At 48.7% G+C, this 26129-nt stretch carries 21 protein-coding genes; 8 read left to right on the top strand and 13 right to left on the bottom strand.

From position 1 onward, the window contains the following. Genes KDK14_RS02120 through KDK14_RS02110 form a run of 3 tightly spaced genes read right to left on the bottom strand, consistent with a single transcriptional unit; the run spans position 1 to position 4617 of the window. Complete coding sequence (locus KDK14_RS02120; RefSeq protein ID WP_257263369.1) at positions 1–1431, bottom strand: lipopolysaccharide biosynthesis protein; 1431 nt, start codon at positions 1429–1431, stop codon at positions 1–3. Between the two features lie 5 nt (positions 1432–1436). Next, positions 1437–2537, bottom strand: a complete 1101-nt coding sequence (locus KDK14_RS02115) for a glycosyltransferase family 4 protein (protein ID WP_257263368.1) — start codon at positions 2535–2537, stop codon at positions 1437–1439. Then, on the bottom strand, positions 2530–4617 hold the full coding sequence (locus tag KDK14_RS02110) for a bifunctional diguanylate cyclase/phosphodiesterase (protein WP_257263367.1): 2088 nt from the start codon (positions 4615–4617) through the stop codon (positions 2530–2532). The genes KDK14_RS02115 and KDK14_RS02110 overlap by 8 nt, the downstream gene beginning before the upstream one ends. A gap of 324 nt (positions 4618–4941) precedes the next feature. Here KDK14_RS02110 and KDK14_RS02105 point away from each other — a divergent pair, with 324 nt between their 5' ends. From KDK14_RS02105 to KDK14_RS02090, 4 genes are all read left to right on the top strand, one after another. Then, positions 4942–5274, top strand: a complete 333-nt coding sequence (locus KDK14_RS02105; protein ID WP_257263366.1) for an STAS domain-containing protein — start codon at positions 4942–4944, stop codon at positions 5272–5274. Between the two features lie 97 nt (positions 5275–5371). Continuing rightward, on the top strand, positions 5372–5812 hold the full coding sequence (locus tag KDK14_RS02100) for a hypothetical protein (protein WP_257263365.1): 441 nt from the start codon (positions 5372–5374) through the stop codon (positions 5810–5812). Continuing rightward, on the top strand, positions 5809–8676 hold the full coding sequence (locus KDK14_RS02095) for an SLBB domain-containing protein (RefSeq protein ID WP_257263364.1): 2868 nt from the start codon (positions 5809–5811) through the stop codon (positions 8674–8676). Before KDK14_RS02100 ends, KDK14_RS02095 begins: the two co-directional genes overlap by 4 nt. Then, entirely contained in the window at positions 8673–9380 is a 708-nt protein-coding gene (locus KDK14_RS02090) for a CpsD/CapB family tyrosine-protein kinase (RefSeq protein ID WP_257263363.1), read from the top strand. The genes KDK14_RS02095 and KDK14_RS02090 overlap by 4 nt, the downstream gene beginning before the upstream one ends. Before the next feature lie 46 nt (positions 9381–9426). Here KDK14_RS02090 and KDK14_RS02085 read toward each other — a convergent pair whose 3' ends face one another. The 5 genes from KDK14_RS02085 to KDK14_RS02065 form a co-directional block, all read right to left on the bottom strand. Further along, positions 9427–10095 (bottom strand): vancomycin high temperature exclusion protein, encoded by a 669-nt coding sequence (locus KDK14_RS02085; RefSeq protein WP_257263361.1) that lies wholly within the window; start codon positions 10093–10095, stop codon positions 9427–9429. Between the two features lie 81 nt (positions 10096–10176). Further along, positions 10177–11358: a hypothetical protein gene (locus KDK14_RS02080; RefSeq protein ID WP_257263360.1), complete on the bottom strand. Its 1182-nt coding sequence runs from the start codon at positions 11356–11358 to the stop codon at positions 10177–10179. 83 nt (positions 11359–11441) lie between these two features. Beyond that, positions 11442–12539, bottom strand: a complete 1098-nt coding sequence (gene trmA, locus KDK14_RS02075; RefSeq protein WP_257263359.1) for a tRNA (uridine(54)-C5)-methyltransferase TrmA — start codon at positions 12537–12539, stop codon at positions 11442–11444. Between the two features lie 487 nt (positions 12540–13026). Further along, entirely contained in the window at positions 13027–13980 is a 954-nt protein-coding gene (locus KDK14_RS02070; RefSeq protein ID WP_257263358.1) for a GIY-YIG nuclease family protein, read from the bottom strand. A gap of 125 nt (positions 13981–14105) precedes the next feature. After that, positions 14106–15554 (bottom strand): SDR family NAD(P)-dependent oxidoreductase, encoded by a 1449-nt coding sequence (locus KDK14_RS02065; RefSeq protein WP_257263356.1) that lies wholly within the window; start codon positions 15552–15554, stop codon positions 14106–14108. A gap of 212 nt (positions 15555–15766) precedes the next feature. Between KDK14_RS02065 and KDK14_RS02060 the strand changes: the two genes are divergently transcribed. The 4 genes from KDK14_RS02060 to KDK14_RS02045 are packed head-to-tail and all read left to right on the top strand — an operon-like array spanning position 15767 to position 19822. Beyond that, positions 15767–16777, top strand: coding sequence for a polysaccharide deacetylase family protein (locus tag KDK14_RS02060; protein ID WP_257263355.1), 1011 nt, complete (start codon positions 15767–15769; stop codon positions 16775–16777). 20 nt (positions 16778–16797) lie between these two features. Beyond that, entirely contained in the window at positions 16798–18603 is a 1806-nt protein-coding gene (locus KDK14_RS02055; RefSeq protein WP_257263354.1) for an HAD-IIIC family phosphatase, read from the top strand. A 20-nt stretch (positions 18604–18623) separates the two neighbouring features. Beyond that, positions 18624–18869, top strand: coding sequence for an acyl carrier protein (locus KDK14_RS02050; protein ID WP_257263353.1), 246 nt, complete (start codon positions 18624–18626; stop codon positions 18867–18869). A gap of 35 nt (positions 18870–18904) precedes the next feature. After that, positions 18905–19822, top strand: coding sequence for a hypothetical protein (locus KDK14_RS02045; RefSeq protein WP_257263352.1), 918 nt, complete (start codon positions 18905–18907; stop codon positions 19820–19822). 15 nt (positions 19823–19837) lie between these two features. Here KDK14_RS02045 and rimI read toward each other — a convergent pair whose 3' ends face one another. From rimI to nhaA, 5 genes are all read right to left on the bottom strand, one after another. Continuing rightward, positions 19838–20299: a ribosomal protein S18-alanine N-acetyltransferase gene (rimI, locus tag KDK14_RS02040; RefSeq protein WP_257263351.1), complete on the bottom strand. Its 462-nt coding sequence runs from the start codon at positions 20297–20299 to the stop codon at positions 19838–19840. A 58-nt stretch (positions 20300–20357) separates the two neighbouring features. Then, positions 20358–21281: a hypothetical protein gene (locus KDK14_RS02035; protein ID WP_257263350.1), complete on the bottom strand. Its 924-nt coding sequence runs from the start codon at positions 21279–21281 to the stop codon at positions 20358–20360. A 111-nt stretch (positions 21282–21392) separates the two neighbouring features. Beyond that, entirely contained in the window at positions 21393–23042 is a 1650-nt protein-coding gene (locus KDK14_RS02030) for a 2-isopropylmalate synthase (RefSeq protein WP_257263349.1), read from the bottom strand. A gap of 450 nt (positions 23043–23492) precedes the next feature. Continuing rightward, positions 23493–24515 carry a ferrochelatase gene (gene hemH, locus KDK14_RS02025; protein WP_257263348.1) on the bottom strand — a complete coding sequence of 341 codons (1023 nt, stop codon included), beginning with the start codon at positions 24513–24515 and terminating at the stop codon, positions 23493–23495. 198 nt (positions 24516–24713) lie between these two features. Beyond that, on the bottom strand, positions 24714–25916 hold the full coding sequence (gene nhaA, locus KDK14_RS02020) for a Na+/H+ antiporter NhaA (protein WP_257263347.1): 1203 nt from the start codon (positions 25914–25916) through the stop codon (positions 24714–24716). Positions 25917–26129 lie beyond the last annotated feature (213 nt).

Raw genomic sequence — 26129 nt, 5'->3', positions numbered from 1 at the left:
CTAGTGCCTCAAGTACTTGAGGGTTGTATATAGCTGACGACGAAAAAGGAGCAGCTGAGTGGCACCAAACAGTAGTGCTCCAGCCAGGATCATCAGGAACAGTTGCACTGGCGCAGGTACTTGACCGGTCAATTGATCTCGCAGTAGCAGTAAACCCGACAGCATAATCATGGCGCTGCAGAAACCGGGAAAAAGAGCACTCAGAAACGCTGATGGTTTCAGCTCAAATGCCGGGAGTATGAGTCTCAGGTGGAAAGCAAAACTGATCAGGTTAATACCGAGCCAGGCCCAGCATGCCCCGGCAACACCATATTGGATACCATAGAAAAAAGCAGGCAAGGTCAAGATGGTTAACAGCAGTGTTCTGCTGTTTTTACCGGGTTCACCAATGGCGGTTATGCTGGTAGCCATCATTTCTGACAGCATTCGCAATGGGCTGGTCAGGCAGAGGATTTGAAACGGGACAATAGCGGCAGCCCATTTGTCAGAGAGTACCAGCGTGATCAGCTCGGGGGATACGGCACACATACCAAGATACATGGGAAAAAGTACCAGGCTGGCAAGCTGAACAGATTTATGCAGATACTGACCTGCAACAGCTCGTTCGTTCTGAAGTTTGGCAAAGGATGCAAGTCCCAGATGGTTAAGAAGTTCGCCGATCTTGTCACTGGGAAGATTGGCCAGGTTTGTGGTTACCGAGAACACGCCCAGATCGGCTTTGCTGAGCAGACGGCCAATGCTGATGCTGCCAAAGACATTGACAAAATAACGCAACATATCATTGACCGTCGCTATGCCACTAAAACCTGCCATTTTGGCGAACCCGTGGAAACTCAATGTCGGCCAGACCCGGCAGGGGGCAATAAGGTTATAGCCAATGGCCAGCGCCAGGCGCATGAACAGATGCCCGAGAATCAGTGACCATACGCCGAGACCAGACGCAGCCATGGCAATGGTAACAAGACTGGTCAACATGGCGGTATAAAACTGCACTTTTTCCCGCGCTTTGAACAGCATCTTGCGGCTTGCCATGGCATAAGGCAGGGTATGGAACATCATAATAAGATGCTGGAAGGCGACCGCCCGGACCAGCGTTGTCACTCTTGGCTCATCAAAGAAATTGGCAATAACCGGAGCGATGGAAAAGAAAAAGCTGAAAAACACCAGGCAGGAAACAATGTTAATGGTGAATGCCTGCCTGAGCCGAAGTGCTGTGAGTTCTTCTGCCTGAATGATCGCCTTGCCGATGCCAAAGTCTCCCATCAGGGCAAATATACCGATAAAAGCCATGGTCATGGCCATAAGGCCATAATCTTCCGGGGTCAGGAGGCGGATCAGAATCAGTGTATTGAGCCAGGTGAAAATCTGTGCCGCAAGGCGCAGCATGGCACCCACTTTCAATCCTTTGATAACATTCTGGCCGAGTTCCATTGAGTTCATCCAACCGTTTGAGAGCGATCCTGGTTCTTTTTAGCCAGGGGATGAGCGGGTGACGCTTTGGGCAAATTGGGCCAATCGTAACCTTTTGCCTGCACGGCTTGCTGGTAAACATCAAGAATCCCGGGCAGGATCGCCTGACTTGAATATTTATTGATAACCGTAGCAATGCACGCTTCCCCGAGTTGCCACTTCACGGCCTCTGGAAGCGAGTACCAGAACTGCAGCAAATTGCTCATTCCATCAAGGTCTCCAACCGGCGATGTCCAGCCATTGAAGCCCTGCACAATGAGGTCGGGTAGCCCTCCCACAGGAAAGCTCAGGACCGGCACGCCATGAGCCATGGCTTCAAGTGCCACCATGGGTAAGCCTTCAAAACGGGATGTCATACACAACAGGCCAATGTCTCGCCAATGGGCTTCCATGGACTGAACCTGCCCCATGAACATCACGTTATTGACCTGCTGCTTTTGCAGTATTTTTTCCATTGGGCCGCTGCCGTATAGCCTGAAGGGAAGATGTGGCAGGTGTTTGGCCAGCTGCAGAAACAGATCAGGACCTTTCTCGTGACTTAACCGGCCAACAAAGGCGATGGCCTTGCCTGGAGGTGGATAATGTTCCGGAACAGTCACAAAGTTATCAATCCGATGGGGAGCACTGATCCACCGTTTGGCAATCTCCTCACTGATGGCAATATTTTCAGACATGAGGCTGGTTAGCTGATCAAGCAGTGAATATAAACGGACCATACCTTCACCCGGATCACCATTATGAAAGGTGGAAACAACAGGCGTTCTGCTGATGACTGCAGCCAGGCGGCCAAAAATACCGGCTTTGTACCCATGGCTGTGAAGTAACAGGGGTTGGGTGTCTTTCAGTGCTGAAATCAGCCCGGCCAAGTTGCCACTGAGATAGCGAAAGTGGATTGCCGAGTCTGTCAAGGCCGGTTCAAGAGGATGTTCATTCTGGTATTTTTGGAAAAACCAGACCTCGGCAGGCCAGCCACTGTTTTTCAGTGCTTTGCCAAGTTGGTAAACATGGCTCTCAATACCGCCTGCCTGTCGGGAGTCCAGAAGTATGGCAATGGGGTGGTCAGACATTATTGTCTCCCTGACGATCCTGCGTATTACCCGACAAAACACCCTGACTTGATATGAGGCTGATGAAGTCATGGGCGGACAGCGTCTTCCCGTAGAAATAGCCCTGTCCTTCCTGACAACCTTTTTTAGCCAGATAGGTTTCCTGTTCAACAGTCTCGACACCCTCCGCCAGAACTTTCAGGTCGAAGCTCTTGCCAATCTGGACAATCGCTTCAACGATGCCACAGTTTTCCCTGTTATAAGGAAGGTCTTCGACAAAGGACTTGTCAATTTTGATTTTATCGAATGGAAACTGTTTAAGGTAACCCAGAGAGGAATAACCCGTGCCAAAGTCATCAAGAGCCAGGCCCACCCCGATGCTTTTAATGTTCTGAAGCTGGATTTTGGATGCTTCCAGATCTTTGATAATGGAGGTTTCTGTCACCTCAAGTTCCAGGGCATCAGGAGGAACCTGGTATTTATTCAGGAGAAAAGCGATACGTTCAGCAATCTTGTCATCCTGCAGTTGAATGGCCGAGAGATTGACTGACATACGCAGGTTTTGAAAACCGTCAAGATGCCACTGATGTAACTGTTGGCAGGCATTTTCCAGAACCCAGTCCCCAATGGGAATAATATCAAGACTGTGTTCTGCCATGGGGATGAACATATCTGGCGAGATCAACCCTTTCTCCGGGTGATTCCAGCGCAGCAAGGCCTCTGCCCCCACCATCTGCCTTTTTTGATAGTTAAATTGTGGCTGAAAGACCAGGCTGAGTTCGCGGTTTTCAAGGGCCCGGTGGAGATCCATCTCCAGCCGTTTGCGCTGACGGATTTCGGTATCGATAGTGGCTACATAAAACTGGTAACGATTGTGGCTTCTGGATTTTGCCATGATCATGGCAAATTCAGCCTGTTGCAGTAACGTGTCGACATCTTCGCCATCATCAGGAAAGAGTGTTATTCCCACGGTAGCACTGATGGTCAGCTGCTCACTATTAATCTCAAACGGTCGGTCAAGCTGCTTGATTAAAGACTGGGCCAGTTCAGCAGCCTCATAAGGTTGCTCTATCTTTGATTGAATAATGGCAAACTGATCTTCACCTAATCGGCCAATATAGGCTTTGTTGCCGATACAGTTTCTCAGGCGATCCGAGACTTTTACCAGAATATGTTCGGCAACATTGAAGTTTACCTGGGCATTTAATGATTTAAAGTCATCCAATCCGAGGCAGAGAATAGCAATATTTTCATGCTTTTTTTTGGCCTTATGGATAAATGTATTGATTTTATTCTGTATGGTTCGGCGATTTGGTAGTCTGGTCAGGTAATCATACTGGGAAAGCCGCATAATATGGGCTTCTGCTTTTTGACGTAGACTTTGATGGTAGTTAATGGAAGTTAACAATTTATTGGCTGTTCTGACCCAAAGGCCCAATTCATTATTTTCATTACCTTCAGGCACGGGCAGTTGCTGCAGTCCCGGTTCTTCAGGATCAATACTGGATAAATGGTGTATCAAACGATTCAAGGGGCGAGTCAGTAACGTTGAGTAGATCATGTACATTAACAGTGCCATGGCTATGGCCCTGATTATCCCGGTAAATACGACAACGACCGATCTTTGAATAAACGCCTTACCTTTGTGGGCAGTATCAATTGAGAGAATCAGTTCCCCAAACTGAATTTTCCCTGGTTCGTTGCTATATAATGGCTGGCGGTATATTCGGATGGGGTCAAAAATATAGTCTGATAAAAGGCGGTACCGGGAAGCAAAAAAGGGTCTTTTCACCACGGCCAGCATTGACGAATCGTTCATTCGTATTGAGGCCACCTGCACAGATTTCATTTCCAGCAGACCATTGAGCACTTCCTGTCCCATGTCGGAATCATGGCGATAGGCTGCCCTGCTGGCGGGGTCATGGATCATTGCCAACATTTCCCTGGCTTTGCGGTCAATATCAGCGTTGGACAGGTGAGCATCCAGAAAGACCTGCACAAGGCTCAATAAGACACCTAATATACAGGCACAGAGGAGAACCGCCTTAAGCAGTTTAATGGACAGTTTTTCTGCGCAATGCATGTCTTTCTGTGTATCCATAAAAATAACTTCAAAAGTTTGCCATGTATTCAGGGTTATTTGGATACAGCATCATTTCTGAATGTATTCAGGCATATTTTCTGATTGGTGATTTTTTACTGCCTTATGGATTAACTATAGAGTTTGATCAGGTTTGTGTGCTATAAAAAAGTAGAATTTCAAATTTTTTAATTACTGAATCTATTTTATGATTTCATTTGTTTAAGTACTTAACTACTCATGTCTGTTCTTTTGTCTAATCTAATTAAATGTGTGTTGTTTAAAATTCTGTTTTACTTTTAATAGATAAACAATAAGAAGTGTTGAAGTTGGGAGTAACAGGTAATGGATTACGCGACTTATCAAGCCAGTAGCTGTGATATTATTGAATTGCAAAGCAAATTCAATGCAGAGACAGTGAATGAGGTTAGAGGTCACTTTGATCATTTAATTAAAGAGTGTGCAGGAGACGTACTTGTTGATATGAGTTCTGTTAATGAACTTGATTCTTCAGGTATCGGCGCCCTGGTTTTTCTTTATAAGCGACTAAAAACCGAGAGTAGAAATCTTGGATTGCTTGGTGTTAATGGAAAGCCTGACGAGTTATTGACAATGCTCAGGATTAACCAGACGATCAAGCAATATGAGAGTATTGAAGAGTATCTGTCGAAAAAATAAATTATTTTTATTTTTTTCTTTGTCAGGACCGGGCGGGAAATCTCCCGGGTATCTGCTTGTTTATCTTTTTTTCCCGTTACTCTCCTCATGTGTAATCTTGTGGCCACTTCATGCTGATCGCGATTATAGCCTTACAGTTGATGAAAAAAGCAATATCCGGGATATTGACCGATCGTATGTCATCAAATGGTTAGATATAAGCCAATCCAGATACCTTGAACTCAAAAAAGCCGGTGGTGAGTATTGTCTACCCGGACAGATGCGCATCATTAATGATCAGCACCAGCTGGTGATTCGTGAGATTGATGGTGATCTTCTGGGCGACGCCAGTCATCGATTAAGCAAATCATTCTCTGCCCTTGAACAGCTTCGTTTGATGATGGAAACGATGGCTCAGGATGATGGATGCCTTGCACAGTATGCTGCAGGGCTGATTCAAAAGGGCCATAAACCCTTACGGGCTGAAGACTCTGCGCTGGGACTTTCAGACTGGCCAAGACCGGTAAATTTAAGGCAGTTTATGCGGGAGCCTCAATGAAGAGTCTCAAAGGTATATGGGCCGGGTTGCACATATTGATAGTTCTCCTGTTACTGGCTGTTTCTTCTGCCGTCATGTCTGAAAATAAACCCATCGAAAAGGGCGGGGTGTTCTTGATAAGGCTGAGTGATGGTGATGGGACTCTTCCTCTGCTACAGGTTGATGAGTCCATGGCAGTTACGTTTTCTGATGAACTTGTGCTCAATTTTATGGGGATGGATGAAGAAGCTGCATTTGCTGAAATACTCAGGGAGACTGACGACTCATACAATGTAGAGGATATTAGCTATATTGCCCCGAATCGTTTGATCAACATTGCCATCCTTGGTGAGATCCAGAACCCCGGGAAGTACCCTTTTCCCGTTGACTCCTCATTAACCAGCCTTAATTCATACTACTCGTTTTTTGATGATACTGACGTGGAGGCAGACTTTACCCTGATCAGAAACAGCCAGCGTATTAAAGTGCCTGCTGGACAATCAGCACAATGGCAGCTGGAAGTCGATGATGCGGTACTGATTTCTCTTCGGGAGAAACTGCCTGAAAAAACAGTTGATCCCCCGAAGCAGGAGGCCAGTGATAAAAGAAATCTACATCAATCTGATTTAGCCAATAATCAAAGTGCTGGCCTGGAAGATCAGCCTGCGCTTGCACCAGAAAAACAGGAAGCAGCTCCAGAAGCATTACCTCCGGAAGCAGTAGCTCCAGAAGTAATACCTACAGAAGTAATACCTCCAGAAGTAGTAGCTCCAAAAGTCGCTGACTCACCAGAAGTTAAGGTTGATATGTCATCCGTCCGGATGAGAGACCCCAAGCATTATCAATTGCAGTCAGGGGATATTCTGGTCATTGGGCTGCCAGGAGAAGAGGGATTCAATACGAACTTTCTTATTGGCAGAGATGGGACAATTCACCTTCCTGAAGTGGGGCAGTTGAAAGTGGCCGGCCTTACCTTAAGGGCAGCGGATAAAGCTATTTATACCGCGCTGTCCGAGGTTTTTCTCGGGCTTGATAAGCTGACCATTCATTTGAAGGAAAAACGGTTATTGATCACTGTACTTGGCTTTGTCAAGGAGCCCGGGGAAGTAGAACTGCCCAGTACCGGTAATATCCAAATGGCGATCACCGAGGCCGGTGGCTTTGTTGATGGTGCCCAGCTGGATAAGCTGCAGCTGAGAAGAGATGGTAAAAAGATTGTGTTTAACTTTAAACGTTATCTTGATACCGGTGATCCCACGGTGCTGCCAGAAATAAAGTCTCTGGATGAAATTTTTGTGCCTACCTCGCCTGGCCTGAGCAGCGTCCACGGAGAGCCAAGGGCCGTTGATAACAAAGCGGTGGATTCTGTTTCTGACCGAACCGTGATCAAAGTCTTTGGTGAAGTCATCAAGCCCGTCAGCTTTCCTTTTCAGGAAGGCATTAATGTAGTGGATGCCCTGTTAAAAGCGGGTGGGGTTACCCGTTATGCCAATGTTGAGCAGATTAGGGTGCTGTCTGGCACAGAGCCCAAGATGTTTAACCTGAAGCAGTTCCTGGAAAGTGGCAAAGATGAAGATCTGCCACTGTTAGATTCAGGGTCAACCATCTTTGTGGCTCAGCAGGTTGATTCCGTTTCTGGTGGGGCGCGTAAAGTGTATGTGATGGGGCAGGTTCAGAAGCCGGGCGCCTTCGAAACGTCGGACAATGTTGGTTTTCTGGATGTTATTGCCAATTCAGGGGGGCCTACCCAGTATGCCGATATTCGGGCCGTCAGGGTTCTTAAAAGTGATGGTACTGTAGTTCCTTTCAACTTTCAGGATTTTACCGAGGGTCGAATCACGGGTTTACCTTCCATTGATTCCGGAGACGCGGTCTTTTTCCCTGAAAAAGGTCCTGAGGATAATAAGTCCTGGCTTAAGCTTGGCACGGATGACTCACTGAAAATACTGGGTGCCATCAAAAAGCCGGGGCGCTATGAGTGGGCACCTTCGGTAGATTTTATGGATTATCTCAGTAACGCCGGTGGCCCTACCGATAAAGCAGACCTTGCCCATGTAAAAATTATTAAGCCAGGCCCCAATGACCAGCGGAATATCATTGAGTTCAATATGCAGGAGTTTATTGAGGTGGGTGGGGCATGGTCAGATATGCCTGAACTGAGCGGTGGTACAACCATTGTGATTCCCGAGTTGCCGGAGAACCCATCCGCCAATACTTCCAGCTGGGTCAAGTTACCAAAGGAAAATGCCATCTATGTTATGGGTGCGGTCAAGTCACCGGGGCGCTACGCATTTAATAATGAAATGGGCTTTCTGGATATCGTTGGTGCTACTGCGGGACCTTCAGAAGAAGCAGACCTTAGCCAGATTCGGATCATCCATCGTAATGAGGGGGCTCCCAGAGTCACCAAACTTGACCTTGTGAAATATTTTGAAACCGGAGACGAGACGTTACTGCCAAAAGTGAAGCCCGGCGACACGATCTTTTTCCCATCCAGAAAACGCAAGTGGGTTGAGAAAAGTCCAGAGGATACGGTCAGGATTATGGGGTCCGTTTATGTGTCGGGCCGCTATGAGTTTACCAATAACATGACCATTCTGGATCTGCTGGCAGAGGCGCAGGGGCCAAAAGAGACGGCTTATATTGAGAAAATACTCATTGTCAATAGCTCCTGTTGTGAAAACAGGGCCACAACGTTTGACCTGGTGGATTTTATGAAAGATCCGGATGCTTCGCGGTTGCCGGTGTTGAGGGCTGGCGATACGGTTTTTGTGCCAGAGCTATCACAGTCGTACTGGAATGTTCTCATGCATCGGGTTGCGGATGCGGGCAGCATTTTAACGGTCATTCAATTGCTCTGGAATTTGGGCTGGATTACGCCATGATCAAGCTACCCATCAACTATCTGGAGATTGAAGAGATCTATGGCTGCAGTATTGGCAAGGGGTTGCGTTCGGTGGCTATTACGTCGGCTAACCCGGAAGAAGGTTGCAGTACCCTGGCTTATGCTTTAAGTCAGCGAAGTGAAGTCGATGGCAAGCGAACGTTGCTGGTAGAAGTGAACCTGCTGCACCCTGAACTGGGGGATATTTCCGGGCATATTCATACGGACTGGTTGCCAAATCCCCAGTCTGCTGATGGATGTATTATGCGTTCGGATGATGTGAATCTGGATATCCTGCCAGCCCCTTGTGATACCGATGTACTCAGATTCCGCAGTGCCACCAATATGGGCAAGCTGATGGAGCATTGGCTGGAAAACTATGACGCGGTGATTTTTGATACGTCCCCGGTCAATGCCAGAAATCGCAATAATATTCCCGCAGAGTCGATTTGTGCCATGGTGGATGGAACAATAATGATCGTAATGGCTGGAGTAACTCGGCAAACACAATTCAAAACTGCACTGGACAGGCTAACCCAACATGATGTCTCATTGATTGGTGTTGTATTTAATGACTATCTAAATCCCCGGCTGGCTGATGAAATTTGTCGGGAAACCCGTCGACTTGACAACTGGTTCCCGAATACCATGCAGAAAATCAGGAATTACGTTAAAAAATCTTCATTCTTTAATATTGATCTTTAGCCCGAATAGTTCATATACGTGCCGCCGTTGGTTATTTTCCTATTGATCAGGTTGGTGGCGTCACACCAATCTCAATGGTTGGGCCAAGGAATTTAGGGCCAGTATTGAGAAAATGTACCTCCAGCACAGCCAGCACTCTGGCCAGTATCTCTCTGGCTCTGTTACTGAAATCAATGTCATAGCCCTCGCCAGCATTAAAGGCGATGGCATCAATGTCGTGATTTATGGCGATGTATAGGGCGCGCTTATTGTGTGGGGCCTGGGAAATAATGGTAAAGCTATCCAAATCGAAAACATGATGTGCCCTGAGAACGGAATCAAGCGTTCTGAAACCGGCATAATCCCGATATATTCGTTCTGCAGGGACGCCTTTTTTGAGCAGGTCTCGCCTTATGGTGCTTGGTTCATCGTAAAATCGAGTGCTGTTATCGCCGCTGATGAGAATGTAATCAATTTTACCAGCCTTGTAGAGTTGGAAGGCTGCTTCCAGGCGGAGCCGGTAGTGGTCATTAAACCCGCCCAGACGAGAGTATTTACTGGTACCCAGCAACACGCCTACCTGATTATAGGGGAGCTTGCTCAGGTTAGAGTACAGGGCGTCATTGGTGGCTCTTGCCACCATGAAATTGCAAAGCGCAGTCAATGCCAGCAAGGCAATGGTAGAGAGAATGGCAAACCTGACAAAAATCAGTGAATGGGGTATTCGGACACCCATCGTAAACCTTCAACGCGAGTCACATCATTTCTGAGTAGACCACATCGTGCAGTTTCCATAAAGCCGATGAACCAAAAAAACTCACCATTTTTTATCAGAGATCCGTCTTATTTCATCAATTAGCAGCTTTACTATGGTCTTGCCAGGAGCATCCGGTATGCCCAGGCTTGCGGCAAGCGCCGGTGGTTGGTAGCCCACGATGGCAGCGTTAATCATAACGGCCAGAGGTTCCGGATTTGATGCGCGAATGGCAAGCTTTTCGGTCAGCATCAGGTTCTGATAGTTTTCATCAGCAACGTAGATAACCTGCTTGCCCCGGTAGATGGCCTGCTGGGCTACGGATGATTTATGCACAATAACAGCAGAGGCAATGGTGCTCAGTGATGCGGTGGAATAAGTGCCGTGCTCTAGCAGGTGGACATTGCCGTCCGATTGAGCCTCAATGATCCTGCGCTCAAGGCTACCATCAAACTTGGGGTGGTATGAAACCAGAAAAAGCACGTTTGGCAGCATCCTTGTGGCTGCAATAAAAGTTTGAAAAGCCTGGGAATAGCTGCTGGTGTAATCACCGGCAAATAACACGACGGGCTGCTGTGGTTCTATATTCAGGGTGTCCCGTAATAGGAAAACATCGGTCTGTTCATAGACTTTGTCCCAATCTTCCAGTGCGGGTTGTCCCGTAACGATCACTTTTGCCTTCAGGGATGCGGCGATGCTCTCAAAGCTGCGGGCCGTTGTTTTACTGGGGACATGGAACTCATCCAGGTATTTCAGCTCTTCTAAAAAAGGCTGTACATAATTGATGGAATTAACTGCCTCAAAATTGTCATAAAATGCGATGACTCTGGCACCTCTTCTCTCCCAGATATTGGCAATCTGGGCCTGTGCCCGGCTTGCCATACCGGTATAGACAATCTTGGCCGAGATGTTTTCAGCAAGGTTGTAAACCAGCTTCTGACTCAACAGATGGTCGCGATTTTCATACAGCGCCTCGTTGTGGGTCAATTTATCCATTGGAATCAGGGCAGGGTCATTTTTGAAGACTTCAGCAGCACGCCCCATAGCCAAAATCCGGTAGGGGATATTTGAGTTTTTTAGCCTTTCCTGAATACGCAAGAAAGCGTTGCTTTCGCCCTGGTCATAGGCCACGAACAGAACCGCAGTTTTTATATAGTCTGCATCGCTGCTGTAAGAAGCCGGTGCAAACAAAAGCCAGAAAACAGAAAAAATGATCGACAGGTATTTCAGTTTGTTGTTTTTCACGTGAGATTACTCCGGAGAACTTCCCTAAAACGTTTGTTTCCTAAGAATCAAAGTAGGAGTCCAGCCGGGGAGTGTAAATCTGACTATTTCCGAATCAGATGAACGCCCATTTCAGCGTGATGAGTGTATGGAAATTGGTCAAAAAGAGCGATTTTTTCAATTCTATGGGTCTGACAAATGGTTGACAGATTCTTCTTGAGCGTTTCAGGATTGCAGGATATGTACAGAACATTGTCGAAATTCTGCACCAGCTTTTCTGTTCCCTGATCAAGACCCGCCCGGGGTGGGTCAACCAGAATGGTTGAGAAATCGTAGCTATCCAGGTCAATCTCGCTCAGGCGGCGAAATGTTCGTTCCCTGTTCATGGCCCGGGTAAACTCCTCGCTGGATAGACGGGCGATGGCTACGTTCTCTACATGGTTCAGCTGAAAGTTTTTTCTGGCCGAATGTACTGAGGTTTTGGCAATTTCAGTGGCCAGTACCCTGCCAAAATGTCTGGCCAGCACGCAGGTGAAATTTCCATTCCCACAATAGAGTTCTAACAGATCCCTGTTACTGTCGGTCGTAATCGCCTGTGCGGCACCACTGGCCCAGGCAAGCATATGCTCATTAACACTGGCATTAGGTTGGGTAAAGCTGTTTTCTGTCTGGGTGTAACGGAATGGTTTGCCATCCACGGTCAATGTTTCAGTGACGTAGTCTTTGTCCAGCACCAGTTTCTGCTTACGGGCGCGGCCAATAATGCCAATGCTAAACTGTTCCTGAAGTGCTTTTGCCTCCTGTTGCCACTGATCATCCAGCTGGCGGTGGTAGATCAGTGACACCAGTGCTTCCTTCGTCTGGGTGGTGAGAAATTCAACCTGAAAAAGCCGTTTCTTCAGATGGCTGCTGGCAATGATCGCTTCCATCAAGGGCATCATTAGCCGGTTAATGGTTTCGGAGCCACTGGGAAAGGAGGTGACAGCAAAGGGCTGTCTGGTTTGTGGATCGAACATCCGGTAGTAGCAGTGGTCTCCCTCATGCCAGACATGAAACTCTGCTCTCATCCGGTAGTGGTCCACTCTGGAGCGAAAAAGCGCCAGTTCAGGAATATCAAACCCGGCGAATTTGCTGCCAATGCAGCGGGCCTTTTCTGCCAGTTGCTCTTCATACCTTTCGGGCTGGACTGTTGGTAGGGACATGGTACTGGTGATCAACTAAAAATGGCCCATATTATGGGCCGTAATAGCCTGCGCGAGAAGCGTGGTTAATTCTTTTGAGAGATGTTTAATTTGCATGAAATACTGGTTAATAAATGATCAGTATATTGCTGTGATGGTGTTTTATAGTCTGTGGAGGGTTTTCCTACAGGGATCAACAGAGTTATCCACAGATGCTGTGGTTAACTGGATTCGGTGTACCAGGGTCTATTGAGAAGATGTGCGGCCATGCATTGAACTTTCGATGTTTTTACGGATCTGCTGCATTTTTAACGCGATTTGATCACTGCGATGGCTGATCAGGATCATTCTCTGCTCAAATCTCTGCAGAACATGGCAGGCTTCCCGGAGTCTCTGGGGAAGTGCTTTGTGTAGGTGTTCAAGTGAGAGGTCTTTGGGCTTATCCATAGCCCAATTATAGATGGATGTGAGACAGGTAGGCCGACACATTCACGAGCGCATGCTGATATCAGGCAAAGGCAGCCATGCTTTGGCTATTCATGTCGATGGCTCTTATGTTGAGTTCTGCCAGCAATTGTTCAACTTGCTGGCAATCGGATGCCTGGCTATCCGTGGTCTTCTGGGCTCTCGCTTTTCGGTGTCGCTCAATAGCTTCACGGATCCGTTTTTCCCTTGAGTCAATCTCGGTAATGATCACGGGTTCAGTCTCTTCCACTGGCTCAACCACTTCGATCTCAACCGGTGCGGGAGCAGCTGGTTTGCCGTTGAGGAGTTCAACCCCATTGCTGTCTCCTGACAAGACGGCATTGGCTGCTGCCTGAATGGCTTCAAGCTGGGCCGAAATATCGTCACTGAGACAGATGCTGTTCATTGGCACCACGGCATTCACCTGAGAACCGTTTTCCGGTTTTGCCGCCAGCTCTTCGTGGCGGGCTTCTGTGTTTTCCGGCGTAGTGGCAACATCCGGTTTGGTTTGCGCTGATCTGAAGCTTTCAACAGGATGAGCCGTCAGCTGCCCGGGGCCGGGCTGTTGTGGATAGGAGGTTTTCTCCCCAGTCTGTTTTTCCGACTCTGGAGAGATCTCATCAAAGTCATCCACGTCTGCGTCGGACTCGTCAAAGATGCTGGCAAGCTCTTTTTCCAGATTGGACTTGCGAGTTCGTGTTTTGTTTTTAGGTGTAATCTTTACGGTACTGGTTTTGTAGCCCCGGAGGCTGCGAGCGCCGAGTGCTTCAATGGCTTCCTGTTCAAGCGCGTTCAGCTCATTGCGGTCTTCTATGAAATCCCACTCTTCGACGACGAAGCCATCCCTGCCGTGTACCCGGATATCCCGGTATAGGGGGTAGTCAAGATTCAGTTCGGCTGCGGCCACCATTTTTTCCCATTGGTCAACCAGATCATTGCGGGTTGACCCAACATAGACTTGAGCGGTGGTTTTGTTGGTGACGGTAAAGATAATCAACGCCAAAGACCTTGCTATGACTGAAACAGGAGCGTGATTATACCTGTCAATCTCTTGGTGTGAAGGGGGGGGATCTCGTATTTTTCTGCTTTTTCTATCAGTATCGCTGGTGGTTTTGGAACTGGTCAGTCCTGAAAAAACGTTTTGTCCTTATTTTGCTGCATGTGGTGCGCACGAAGTTCCTTCAACATAACAGGAACAGGGTCAAGTTGATCTTTTTTCATAAGGCTTGCTGTCTGGTCTGTGGTCATTTTTGGCAGCCTTGGCATAGAGATTTGCAAGCTCTTGTTATTTTTTGACATAAAGTGACATACCGTTTCCCCGGCAGCTTTGGCTACTGAATACTCGGCCAGATCTAATGGCATATCATCAATCATTACAGTGGAAGGATAAAAAATGTGAGTTAGTCCCTTTGATAGCAGCGGGGTTACTGTCTCGACAAAACCCTTTACGTAGTAATCAGAAAAACATTGATATTGTTCAACAGAAAACTGCCCTGGTGAGGCCGCGATAAAGGGGGTTGCAAAATAATAAAAGTGGCTGGGATGCAGATTCTCTTGGTGTTCCAGTACGGCTTCCCAGTCCGGGGACAGTACGTTGAAACGGAAAGTGCTTGCCTTGCCGCCATCGCTGCGAATCTCGTTAACCAGTTGTTCTGCTTCATCGCTGCCACGGTAAAAACTGATGAAGACTTCTGCTCCGCCGGCAGTCAGTAACTTTGCGGCAATTTCCCCTAATCCCCTTGAGCCGCCGATGATGATGGCTGTCTGGCCGACAAATTCGTCCGGTTTTACCCTGGCTTTGATCTGTGCACAGGAAGCCTGAGCCACAGGAGGAGGGCGTAAAAATGCCCTGATATTGCCGGTGAATCCGGCTGCTGTCAGATCAATAGAGGCCATTGAGAAGCGTTCATCATACTCCGCAGTCTGGTAAGCAAAGGTTGTTGTGCCTTTACTTTTATCAGCAGCATATAAAGAGAAAAAAGAGTAGAGAGAATTCAGTCCGGGGCAATGTCCGCCCACCAACCGGGTGCTGGCAAGCATGGCAGCGGTACAGACCGGGTCAAGATAATCGGCAACATTTGGCATTAATTGGTGCAATAGTGCATTGTCGTAAAACAGTTCCAGCTGGCCTTTCGCCTTTGCTACCTCTGCTGCCGTGAGTTCCCTGGGCGCGGCTTCAGGGGCTGAGCCGGACAAACACTTTTTTTGCTGTTGGTCCCAATGTTCCCCGGAAATAGACCTGCATTGCAGTTTGACTTTTGACAGCAGGCTGGATCGGGAGCTGATTTCGATCAGCTGCTGGCCGGATTTTTCACTGAATTTAACCAGCACATCCTCACTCAGGATAACTGGCTTTTTGAAATCAGCCTCCAGAGAAAGGATCGTTGTTGGCTTTGGGTTGGCGGCAAGAAAGCAGTCAAGGGCCCAGAGCAGTGTATGAATGCCATGCACTAAAGGTTCGCCAAACATATATCTTCGCGAGGCGACTTCATCAATATGAAGAGGATTAAAATCACCGGACAATTTGGCAAATGCCAGTTGATCACTCAGGGTAAACAGGCGAGTTATCATAAAATGATTCCAGGGCATCATCGGATTAACTGGTGTGTGCCCGATCAAAAAGTGCTGGTCAATAAAAGGTTCTGCCGTTCTTTCGCCTATATCGCCTTATAGCATTGATTCTTTAAATATTAGTCAGTTAAGTTTTTAGCAACTCTGGCGATCATTACACGTATATTTTTTCAAGCTTTTTTTAAAGCAATAGCCCTTGAAGGAAGTGGTTTATGCCGGGATGGAAAAACAACCTCTATAAATTGCTGGTTAAATCCGGTTTGACCCATCTCAGCGCTTACCTTAACCGCCATAAGCTGGTGATCCTCTGCCTGCATTCCCTGTCACTGAAAGATGAACACTTATTCTGGCCGGGCGTCTTTATTTCAAGGGATAAGCTGATCCCAATCCTGGAGTTTCTGAAACACTCTCGATACAACGTCATAAGCCTTGCAGAGGCCCAGCGACATCTGCAGGGAGAAGTGACTTATGACTATCCGGTGGTCATTACCATTGATGATGGCTGGTGGGCAAGTGTCGCTGATTTACTGCCCATTCTTGAGGACTACCAATTCCCTTCAACCACCTACGTCACCACCTATTACTGTGATCATCAAATAGCGGTAGTCAATGTACTGTTGCAATACTGGCTCTGGAAACAGCCGGTGGATACCATCAGCCTGTCTTTTAATGGCAAGGATTATCAGTTTACTGGCAGTAACAGCGAACTGGTCAAGAGTATTGAATCCTCGATCCGTGAATTTGATGACCAGACAAAAATGGCGTTTCTGGCAGAAATTGCTGACTTTCTGGGGCAGGACAGGGCCGATCTCACCGACCGGCGTTTCCATAACGCCAGCTATGATGAGCTGGCCCGGGTTGTGCAAAATCCACTGCACTCAATCCAGTTACACACGCATACCCACCGACTTCCGGAAGATACAGCAGGTATTCAGCGGGAAATAGGGATTAACCGGGAAAAACTGACGGCATCGCTGCAGCCGCCCTATGGCGTGGACCATCTTTGCTACCCCAGTGGTATCTGGCAGCCAGGACACATTCCTGAACTGGAGGCGCTGGGGGTGCGCACGGCGACAACTCTGGATGAGGGACTGAACAATCGCGGCGAGCATTTGCTGAAACTGAAAAGAAACCTGGTGATGGATAACCGCAGCCTTGACCAGCTTAAAGTCACCATGTCCGGTATTATGGATATGGCCCAACGACTTAAACAAAAAATATGATCCGCACACAGGAAGGCAACATGGATGACAATACCGATCACCGACTGTCGTATCCACTGGACTATCCATTTATTCAGCGTCACCAGAAGAAATTGCGTCGGAAGCTTAAGGCCGGGTTATCCCAGCCGGCGCTGCGGGTAGCGGTACTCGGCGGTTCCACCACGCAGGAGGTCAGCAACTATATCGAGCTGTTTCTTTTGCAGGCTGGCGTCAATGTTGAAATTTTTGAGTCGGATTACAACCGGTTTTATGAAAGTGCTTTATTTGACGATGGCACGCTAAAAGCGTTTGATCCCCAGATTATTTACCTCCACACCAGCAGTGTGAATATTACCGAATGGCCAGCTATTGCCAGTACACAGGCGTCAATCGATGCCTTTATCGAACAGTTTGTGCATCGTTTTCACAGTGTCTGGAGTGCACTGACAGAGAAATTTAATGCCTCGATCATTCAAAATAACTTTGAACTGCCTAATGTCCGACCATTGGGTAATCAGGATGCCACACAGGCAGCAGGTCGCAGTTATATTACCCGGCAGATCAACCAGAGATTTGCCGAACATGCACAAAATACGTCGGGGTTTATCCTTCATGACCTGAATTACCTGTCCGCCAGGTTTGGCCTTGACCGGTGGTACGATCCGGCCCAATGGTACGCCTATAAATTTGCCATGAGCACAGAGGCATTTATCGAGGTAGGTTACAGTGTTGCTGCCCAGATCAAGGCTGCCGTCGGTCTGGTTAAAAAAGTGGTTGTCTGTGATTTGGACAACACCCTCTGGGGAGGGGTTATCGGTGATGACGGCCTTGATGGCATACAGGTCGGTGCAGGCAATGCGACAGCGGAAGGGTTCAGTGATCTGCAGACTTACCTGAAGGCGCTCAGGGAGCGCGGCATACTGCTGGCGGTCTGCAGTAAGAATGAGCGACAAAATGCCAAGGATGGTTTTACCCATCCGGACAGTGTGTTGAAACTTGATGATTTCAGTGCCTTTCAGGCCAACTGGAATCACAAACCCGGGAATATTGAGCAAATCGCCAAAGACCTGAACCTTGGCCTGGCTGCGATGGTATTTCTTGATGACAACCCGGCTGAACGGGCGATCGTGGCGCAAAACCTGCCCGCCGTATCGGTACCGGATATTGGCGCTGACAGCACTCGCTATATCCATTTCCTGGACAGGAGCGGGCTGTTTGAGCAGCCGTCGTTGAGCCAGGACGATTTCCAGCGAGCCAGCATGTATGCCCAGAACCGCCAGCGCATTGAACTGGAGAATGCCAGTCAAAGCTATGATGAGTACCTGAAATCGTTGCAAATGACCGCGACCATTGAGCCGGTCAATCCAATGGCCTTGCCAAGGTCCGCCCAGCTGATCAACAAAACCAATCAGTTTAATCTCACCGGTTTGCGCTTTACCGAACAGGAAGTGGCCGGTTTTATGGACTCTCCCGATTACCTGACACTTTATGGCCGACTCACCGATCGCTTTGGTGACAATGGCATTGTTTCCGTCATTATTGGCGAACGTCAGGGTAGTGAACTGCATATCCGCTGTTGGGTAATGAGTTGTCGTGTGTTCAAGCGGGATATGGAGGCAGCGATGCTGTCACAGCTGTTATTACTGGCTAAAGAAAATGGGATAGACGATGTCATCGGTTACTATGTACCCAGAGAAAAAAATGGCCTGGTAAAGGATCTTTACCAGGACTCGGGTTTTCAACTTTTGCATTGCTCCGACGATAACAGTAGTCAATGGCAGTACAGCATTGGCAGCGAAGTGCCTGAACGTGATATTCCCATCACGATCAACCCCACGACAGAATAAGATCGTAAAAGGAGCTTATTGTGGCTATTTTGGCAACGATCAGTGAAATCATCCGTGATATCCTGGACGAAGAGAGCCTGGAAATAACTGAGCAAACGCAGCGCAGCGCCCTTGAAGGTTGGGATTCCATGGCCCAGATACAGATCGTCTGCGCCATTGAAAAAGACTTCACGATAAAATTTACCATGGATGAACTGGAGCAGCTGAACCAAATGGACTGTGTGGGTGATATTGTTGTTCTGGTCTCCGGAAAAGCATCTCCATAATCATTAATCAGCAATAACAATCTCCTATGGCGCTTGTGGAACTCCTTCAATCAATTAAAACGGATCTTTACGGGCAATATGCCCAAGCTGCTGATCTTGAGTATGTCGTGCAGGATTATGTGAAATTTGTCCGGCACGAGATGAAAGGACGTTCTTATAACGCCTATTCAGCGGAAATGACGTTGTGGCTGGAAGAGGTTGAGAGCCTTTACGATATTCCTACCCTGCAGTTGTTACGCAAGCTGACGCTTATAGAACTGATGAAAATGAGCGTTGAAGTTACGTTGCAACCTGGCTTGGATAAACACCTCCCGACATCTGCGATAGATGCCGTCCGTCACTGGTTTCAGGATTTGTGCCGCCGTATCCGGGAAGCTGGCGATCATGAATTTGATAATAATGACCTTTTTCATAAAGATCTGGCCATTGCTGCGCTGAATATGTGGCCTGGCAACTTCATTTGTCATTATGAACCTCGTCCGCTGCCGAGACGGTCCATTTTCTCCTGCGGCATCCGGCAGATAATCAGCGCTGCCCAAGTGCTGATCAGTCTGGGGAATCGCTCACAGAATATGTATGAAGTTCATGTGGAAGACCGGCGTCTGACTCCGCACTTTCTGCAGGATGGCTGGAGGGACTTTTATCTGGAAATATCGGAACGAATAGAGTCGGAGCCCGGGGTTGGTGGTATTTTCGGGAAAGCATGGTTCTGGGATGCCAGCATGAAAGAACATTCACCCCGAATGAGCTATCTGCGGGACCTGCCGGAGGCTGGAGGGGCTCTGTTTTTCCCGGCCCGGGGTGTCCTTGGGAGTGATCATATCGCCCTGGATAACCCCCGGCGTCGACGATTATACGAAGCAGGGCAATACACGCCCACTGAAAGCATCATGATCTGGACCAGAGAGAAACTTCTGGATTGGGCCCGTCTTGAACGGATGAAAAGTGAATGAATGCTCATACCCGGGTTAAGGCCTGTTGATTTCTGTGGCCATGATAATGGCATCTTCCCGATGATTTCCCATGGGGTAGTAGTTCTTCCTGATGCCGATCTCGCTAAAGCCTTCATCAAGATAGAGGTTGAAGGCTTTGATGTTGGAGCGACGGACTTCAAGCAGCAGGGTGTTGCAGTCAGACTGTCCTGCTTTTCGCAGCATATGTTGCAATAGCTGTCGACCGATACCTTGTCTTTGAAAAGGCTTATCCACTGTCAGGATGAGAATGCTGGCTTCACCGGCTGCCATCATCATGACGCTGTGTCCCACTACCTGGCCATCAAGCACTGCCAGCTCACAGGTATAGCCTGATTTCAGGCTGTCAGAAAAGTGTGCTCTTCGCCAGGGATGCTCTGCTGATCGTTGCTCTACGGCGTTGACCTGTTCGAGATCATTCTCCCCCATGGAGCGAAAAGTGAGTGAGGATTTTGTCATGTGTGTATCATGGTTGGTGATTTATCTGAATCGTTTGATCTTTGGGGGTGGATGTTTATCAGGCGTTATCCGTCATGTTTGGTGTTTTAGCGAGTAACGGAACCAGATCCTGCCAGGCTTCTCTTTTGAGTATGGGTTGTTTCATAAGTTCATTCAGCCCATGGGTGACGGCAAACCACTGGCTTGTATGTGTTCCCTGTTGGATGCCCCGGAGTTGCTCAAAATCTTTCTCTGGATCCATGACAAACCGGGCGGCTGACTGGCCAAATAAGAGAATAACCTTTCTCCGGGATAAGCCGTACTGGTTGCTCAGATAAGCGCAGACGGCATCAGCAGCTGCGTAGTCATCCTGGCTTAGTTGGCTCAGCAGGCCCCGATTTTCGGTCATCGGCCAGACAAATTCACGAACGGTCTGTGAGTCTGCCTGGTTGAGCTTGAGTGCCCTGAGAATGTCATCCAGTAAGCGTTGATGGTAACGGCTGAACTGGTTGAGCCCGGAGTGCGGCATTTCAGCAACCACAAGGCAGTCATCGCTGACGGGTTTGATCACCAGGCGGAATTTGCTGGCGGAGCCTGTCAGCTGTTTTACAGGCTCTGGAGAAGGTTGGGGTTCGACTTTCTCAACAGGTTTTGAAGGCGTGATAAATTGTCCAAGGATATCTGCAGGCTTTGCAGGCGAGTAGCCCGGTTGAGGCGGCTCACTTGCTTTCTGTTGATGAGATTCTGAGGTGTTTTTCGTACCGGACACAGGGTTTGCTGATTGTGCTTCAAGTGCCCGGGCATCTGCTTCAATCCAGTCAAAAGGCCTGGCTGGCTGGGCATTGGCCAGCTGATATCTGGGAAACCAGGTCTGTATGCCCATGGCTCCCAGATAACGTTGCCTGAGTTTCTCACGATGGGCAATCTGCATCGTTGCTGCAGAAGTGTCGACAGCCAGATCACTGTTGGGGGGTGAAGGGTGGTCAACGGTTTCGCCCTGCATGTTTGCTCCCGATGTTTGCCGGGTTGTTGCTCTCTCAAGAGCAGGAGGGTGATTAAAATACCAATCCTATCACTGAAAGATCCTGTTGGCATTTTAATCAGACCAAAGTGATCAAACGGTTCCTCCCGTTTGTGGGTTGGCTTTGATGATATCGGCCTCCAGCAAGTTGAGCGCGTGAATATAAGCCTTGGCAGAAGCAATAATGATATCGGTATCAGCCCCGGAGCCATTGACTATCTGCCCGTTTTTTTCAAGCCGGACAGAGACTTTACCCTGGGAATCAGTACCTGTTGTGATGGCACTGACGTTATACAGTGCCAGCCTGGCCCGGGAATTTGCCGACTTTTCGATGGCTTTGAATATGGCATCAACAGGGCCATCACCGTGGCTGGAAACCATCTGTTGTTCGCCGTTGATTTCCAGGGTGAGAGTTGCTTCCGGTGTCTGGCCCATTCTGGAGTCGGCACTCAGATCGATCAATTTGTATTTCTCAACCAGCTCGCTGCTGCTGCGGGCATCACTCACCAGTGCCTGAAGGTCGTCGTCGTAGATTTCCGATTTTTTGTCCGCCAGAACTTTAAAGCGCTGGAAGGCATCGTTCAGGTCATCCTGGCTGGTGAATGATATGCCCAGTTCTTCCATTCTTGTCTTGAAGGCATTGCGGCCAGACAGTTTGCCAAGTACCAGTCGGTTGGTATTCCAGCCGACATCTTCGGCAGACATAATTTCATAGGTTTCCCGGTGCTTCAGCACACCGTCCTGATGGATGCCGGACTCGTGGGCAAAGGCGTTGGCACCCACAATAGCCTTGTTGGGTTGAACCGGGAAGCCGGTAATGGAGGAAACCAGTCGTGAGGCCGGCACAATCTGGGAGGTGTTGATACCAGTGGTCACTCCCAGGCAATCCGAACGGGTTTTTATGGCCATGACAATCTCCTCAAGAGAGGCATTGCCCGCTCTTTCCCCTAATCCGTTGATAGTGCATTCAACCTGACGAGCCCCATTGACAACTGCCGACAGAGAGTTCGCCACTGCCAGCCCAAGGTCGTTGTGGCAGTGAACGGAGAAAATGGCTTTATCAGCGTTTGGAATGCGTCCAAGCAGGGTTTTGATGGTGTCTCCAAACTGGTGTGGCAGGGCATAGCCAACGGTATCCGGAATGTTGATGGTTCTGGCACCGGCATCAATGGCCGCTTCAATAATACGACACAAAAAGTCTATTTCTGAGCGGCCGGCGTCTTCACAGGAAAACTCAACATCATCAATCTGGTTTCTGGCTCGCTTTACGGCAAATACGGCCTGTTTAATCACATCGTCCGGGTTCATGCACAGCTTGTGCTGCATGTGGATGGGGGAGGTGGCAATAAAGGTGTGTATCCGGCCACGTCTGGCGGGCTTCAAAGCCTCGGCAGCCCGGTCAATATCTTTCTCCAGTGCCCTGGAGAGGCTGCACACAGTGCTTTCGGTGATATTGGTGGCAATGGCTTTGACCGCTGCAAAATCACCCGGGCTGGCCATGGCAAAACCGGCTTCAATAACATCGACCCGCAGTTTTTCCAGGGTTCTGGCTATGCGTAACTTTTCATCACCGGTCATGGCTGCGCCGGGGCTTTGCTCTCCGTCACGCAGGGTGGTGTCAAAAATGACAACTTGATTTTCAATTTGGTTCTCTACTTGGTTCTCTATTTGGTTCTCTATTTGGTTCTCTATTTGGTTCTCTATTTGGTTCTCTATTTGGTTCTCTATTTGATGGTTGCTCATGATGTATTCCTCGCCTTTGCTGTTTGAAAGGCTGACTGATTTCTTATTGGTAGCGCAGCTATGGTCAATCAGCCACGCGCAACATGCTTGTCAGGCAAGTCCGCTTTATCAGTGGTCTTGCTGTTTGCCATCAAGGCCGTGGGTGAGATAGTAATGAATATGCCCTAAGGCAGTAGCAGGTGAGCGGGAGTAAAGAGGATTTCAGGCAGGGAAAGCAGGCCAGCTTCGTGAGCAGTCCTGATATTACTTTTTATATCAATGTACTTTGATTGCCGGTTTATCGGTTGCCAGTTTATCACGTTACGACCTTCTCTTGGGGGGAGCGTTGTTTTTACGTAGTTCGGCCAAGTAGTTGTTCTATAAATGTGGATGTACTATAAATGCAGAGTTTGCAGGATACAAGACTGATGAAGGGTGGTGGGCGTATTTCATGCCCACTCATTGTCATCATCAGTAAGTCAGGGGGTGTTCTGACCATTGTGTTAACAGGTCTATCCAGGCTGGATGATCATTCAGGCAGGGGATCAGTTCCAGTGATTCGCCACCGGCTTTAATAAACTCCTCTTTGGCACCAATACCGATTTCTTCCAGGGTCTCCAGGCAATCCGAAACAAATGAGGGGCAAATGACCAGTACTCTTTTTGCTCCCTGGTAGGCCAGCTGTTTCAGTACATCCAACGTGTTGGGTTCCAGCCACTTGGCTTTTCCCAGCCGGGACTGGAAGCCCACGCTGTATTTGTCAATCGGGATGCCTGCTTTTTCCACAAAGGCTTCTGTTGTCTGATATACCTGGTGGCGGTAGCAGGTTTTGTGGGCAATGGAGGTTTTCTGGCAGCAGCTCTTGTCTTTCAGACAGTGATTGCCGGTGGGATCATCTTTTAGAACATGGCGCTCTGGCACGCCATGGTAGCTGAACACCAGGTGGTCGAAATCTTTTTCCAGCCAGGGTTTTGCGCTTTCGACCAGGGCCTCAATGTAGCCATCGTGATCATAGAAAACCGGGTGGACGCGCAGTGGAAGGGTGATGTTCATCGCCTGCATCAGGCTTTTGGTGCGCTCAATCACGGTTTTTACCGATGACATGGCGTAGTGTGGGTAGAGTGGAAACAGCAGGATTTCCTCAATGCCCGGTTGCTTTGCCAGATTGCCCAGGGCCTTTGCCATATCAGGCTTGCCATAACGCATGGCCAGCTCAATCGGGAGGCTGGTACGCTCTCTCAGTTTTGCTGCGCACTTTTCGCTGTTGACAATGAGTGGTGAGCCCTGCCCTGTCCAGATTGCGCTGTAGGCTTCAGCGGATTTTGCCGGGCGGGAAGGTAAGATAAAGAGGCTGAGGAGCAGTCGGCGAATCACCCATGGCAGGTCAATCACATGCTTGTCCATCAAAAACTCATTGAGATAGTTTCGAACATCTTCGACAGATGTGCTGTCCGGTGACCCCAGATTAACCAGCAAAACGCCTCTGTTTTCCATAGGCTAAAGGACTCTCTGTATGACGTGTGAGAAGTACTGCCAATTCCTTTTCGTTGTTCAGGCTGGACTGTATGGGTGGCGTACTTCAGGGTTGGTAAATTGAAAGCGAGTTTAACAGCTTTACAGCGACTTTGGTGAGAATGGTGTCATTTCCTGTTGGTTGAATTTTCCGGCCTCTGTCCAGAGGCCGGAAAAAACTCAGGCCTGTTTGCGTCCGGCCCAGTAAAGCGTGGCAAAGCCGAAGGTGGCAGAGAGTATGGAGCCGGCCAGTACACCGATGCGATCGGAGATCAGGTAGCTGCTACTAACGTCTTCAAAGGCCAGTGAGCCAATAAACAGGCTCATGGTAAACCCGATGCCGCAGAGTATAGAGAGCCCGTACATCTGCAGCCAGTTGGTCCCGGTGGGCAGTTTGGCCAGTCCGGATTTAACCGCCAGCCAGCAGAAGCTGAATACCCCAATCTGTTTGCCCAGGAAGAGGCCGGTCACAATTCCCAGGGGAATCGGGGTGAGCAGGCTTCTGATCTGTTCGGCATTCAGTTCAAGGCCAGCGTTGGCAAAGGCAAAAATAGGCAGAATGACATAGTGCACACCGCTGTGCAGGTTGTGTTGCAGGGCTTTCAGTGGTGACCGACCTCGGCGGTCAACCACTTTCAATGGAATGGTAAACGCCAGAAGTACGCCCGCCAGTGTCGCGTGAACGCCTGACTTTAATACGCAAATCCAGAGCAGCACGCCCACAACCATGTAGGGCCCGATCCTGGTGACACCCCGATAGTTGAAGAAAGCCAGGATGGCAAGCAGGACAGAGGCAATGCCTATTGATACCAGCGACAGGCCTTCAGTGTAGAAAATGGCAATGATAATAATGGCACCCAGATCATCAATGATGGCCAGAGCCAGAAGGAAGGTCATCAGTGCCGGGGGAGCACGTTTGCCCAGTAAGGCAAGAATGCCTACGGCAAAGGCAATGTCAGTGGCGGCGGGTATGGCCCAGCCCTTGATGGCAATAGGGTCTGAGTAGTTAAAAGCAACATAGAACAGTGCTGGTACCAGCATTCCGCCGATGGCACCAATGCCTGGCAGTATCACCTGGGCCGGAGTGCTGAGTTCCCCGGCGAGTACTTCCTGTTTGACTTCGAGACCAATCAAAAGGAAGAAAACCGCCATGAGGCCATCGTTAATCCACAGCAGCAGTGGTTTATGGAGGTCCAGGGGCCCTACGGTAAAACGGACAGGGGTTGATAGCAGTAAGTCATAATACTCTGCAAAGAACGTATTGGCAGCAACCATCGCCAGTGCCGAGGCGATAAAAAGCAGTACACCAATGGCGTAGTCTTGCTGCAAAAAGCTATGTAATCGTCTGGCAAACATGTTTTCTCCAAGTGCCTCCTGGCCCATCAATCAGGTCAATGTACCCATTAGATTTTTATGCCTGATTCTGGTTAAAAAATACACCCTGGCATAGTGGGTAAAAAAAATGGCCATTCAGTTTATCTGCACTGATTGTCCCTTGGTATTAAGGGCTATTACTTATGGCGGCAGTGTGGAGTATGCCTGTAGTACTTCGTTTTTTCCCACCTGCAAGCTTGCCATCCAGTCTATCCTGATACC

This window comes from Endozoicomonas sp. ONNA2, from assembly GCF_024606365.1.
Lineage (GTDB): Bacteria > Pseudomonadota > Gammaproteobacteria > Pseudomonadales > Endozoicomonadaceae > Endozoicomonas.
Note: the sequence above shows the minus strand (reverse complement) of the source record. Positions and strands in the feature narration are given on the sequence as shown.

Excerpts from the sequence above, each read along its gene's own strand:
- KDK14_RS02120 (WP_257263369.1), bottom strand. The coding sequence starts at position 1,431 with ATGGAACTCGGCCAGAATGTTATCAAAGGATTGAAAGTGGGTGCCATG.
- KDK14_RS02115 (WP_257263368.1), bottom strand. The coding sequence starts at position 2,537 with ATGTCTGACCACCCCATTGCCATACTTCTGGACTCCCGACAGGCAGGC.
- KDK14_RS02110 (WP_257263367.1), bottom strand. The coding sequence starts at position 4,617 with ATGGATACACAGAAAGACATGCATTGCGCAGAAAAACTGTCCATTAAA.
- KDK14_RS02105 (WP_257263366.1), top strand. The coding sequence starts at position 4,942 with ATGGATTACGCGACTTATCAAGCCAGTAGCTGTGATATTATTGAATTG.
- KDK14_RS02095 (WP_257263364.1), top strand. The coding sequence starts at position 5,809 with ATGAAGAGTCTCAAAGGTATATGGGCCGGGTTGCACATATTGATAGTT.
- KDK14_RS02090 (WP_257263363.1), top strand. The coding sequence starts at position 8,673 with ATGATCAAGCTACCCATCAACTATCTGGAGATTGAAGAGATCTATGGC.
- KDK14_RS02085 (WP_257263361.1), bottom strand. The coding sequence starts at position 10,095 with ATGGGTGTCCGAATACCCCATTCACTGATTTTTGTCAGGTTTGCCATT.
- trmA (WP_257263359.1), bottom strand. The coding sequence starts at position 12,539 with ATGTCCCTACCAACAGTCCAGCCCGAAAGGTATGAAGAGCAACTGGCA.
- KDK14_RS02065 (WP_257263356.1), bottom strand. The coding sequence starts at position 15,554 with ATGATAACTCGCCTGTTTACCCTGAGTGATCAACTGGCATTTGCCAAA.
- KDK14_RS02060 (WP_257263355.1), top strand. The coding sequence starts at position 15,767 with ATGCCGGGATGGAAAAACAACCTCTATAAATTGCTGGTTAAATCCGGT.
- KDK14_RS02055 (WP_257263354.1), top strand. The coding sequence starts at position 16,798 with ATGGATGACAATACCGATCACCGACTGTCGTATCCACTGGACTATCCA.
- rimI (WP_257263351.1), bottom strand. The coding sequence starts at position 20,299 with ATGACAAAATCCTCACTCACTTTTCGCTCCATGGGGGAGAATGATCTC.
- KDK14_RS02035 (WP_257263350.1), bottom strand. The coding sequence starts at position 21,281 with ATGCAGGGCGAAACCGTTGACCACCCTTCACCCCCCAACAGTGATCTG.
- KDK14_RS02030 (WP_257263349.1), bottom strand. The coding sequence starts at position 23,042 with ATGAGCAACCATCAAATAGAGAACCAAATAGAGAACCAAATAGAGAAC.
- hemH (WP_257263348.1), bottom strand. The coding sequence starts at position 24,515 with ATGGAAAACAGAGGCGTTTTGCTGGTTAATCTGGGGTCACCGGACAGC.
- nhaA (WP_257263347.1), bottom strand. The coding sequence starts at position 25,916 with ATGGGCCAGGAGGCACTTGGAGAAAACATGTTTGCCAGACGATTACAT.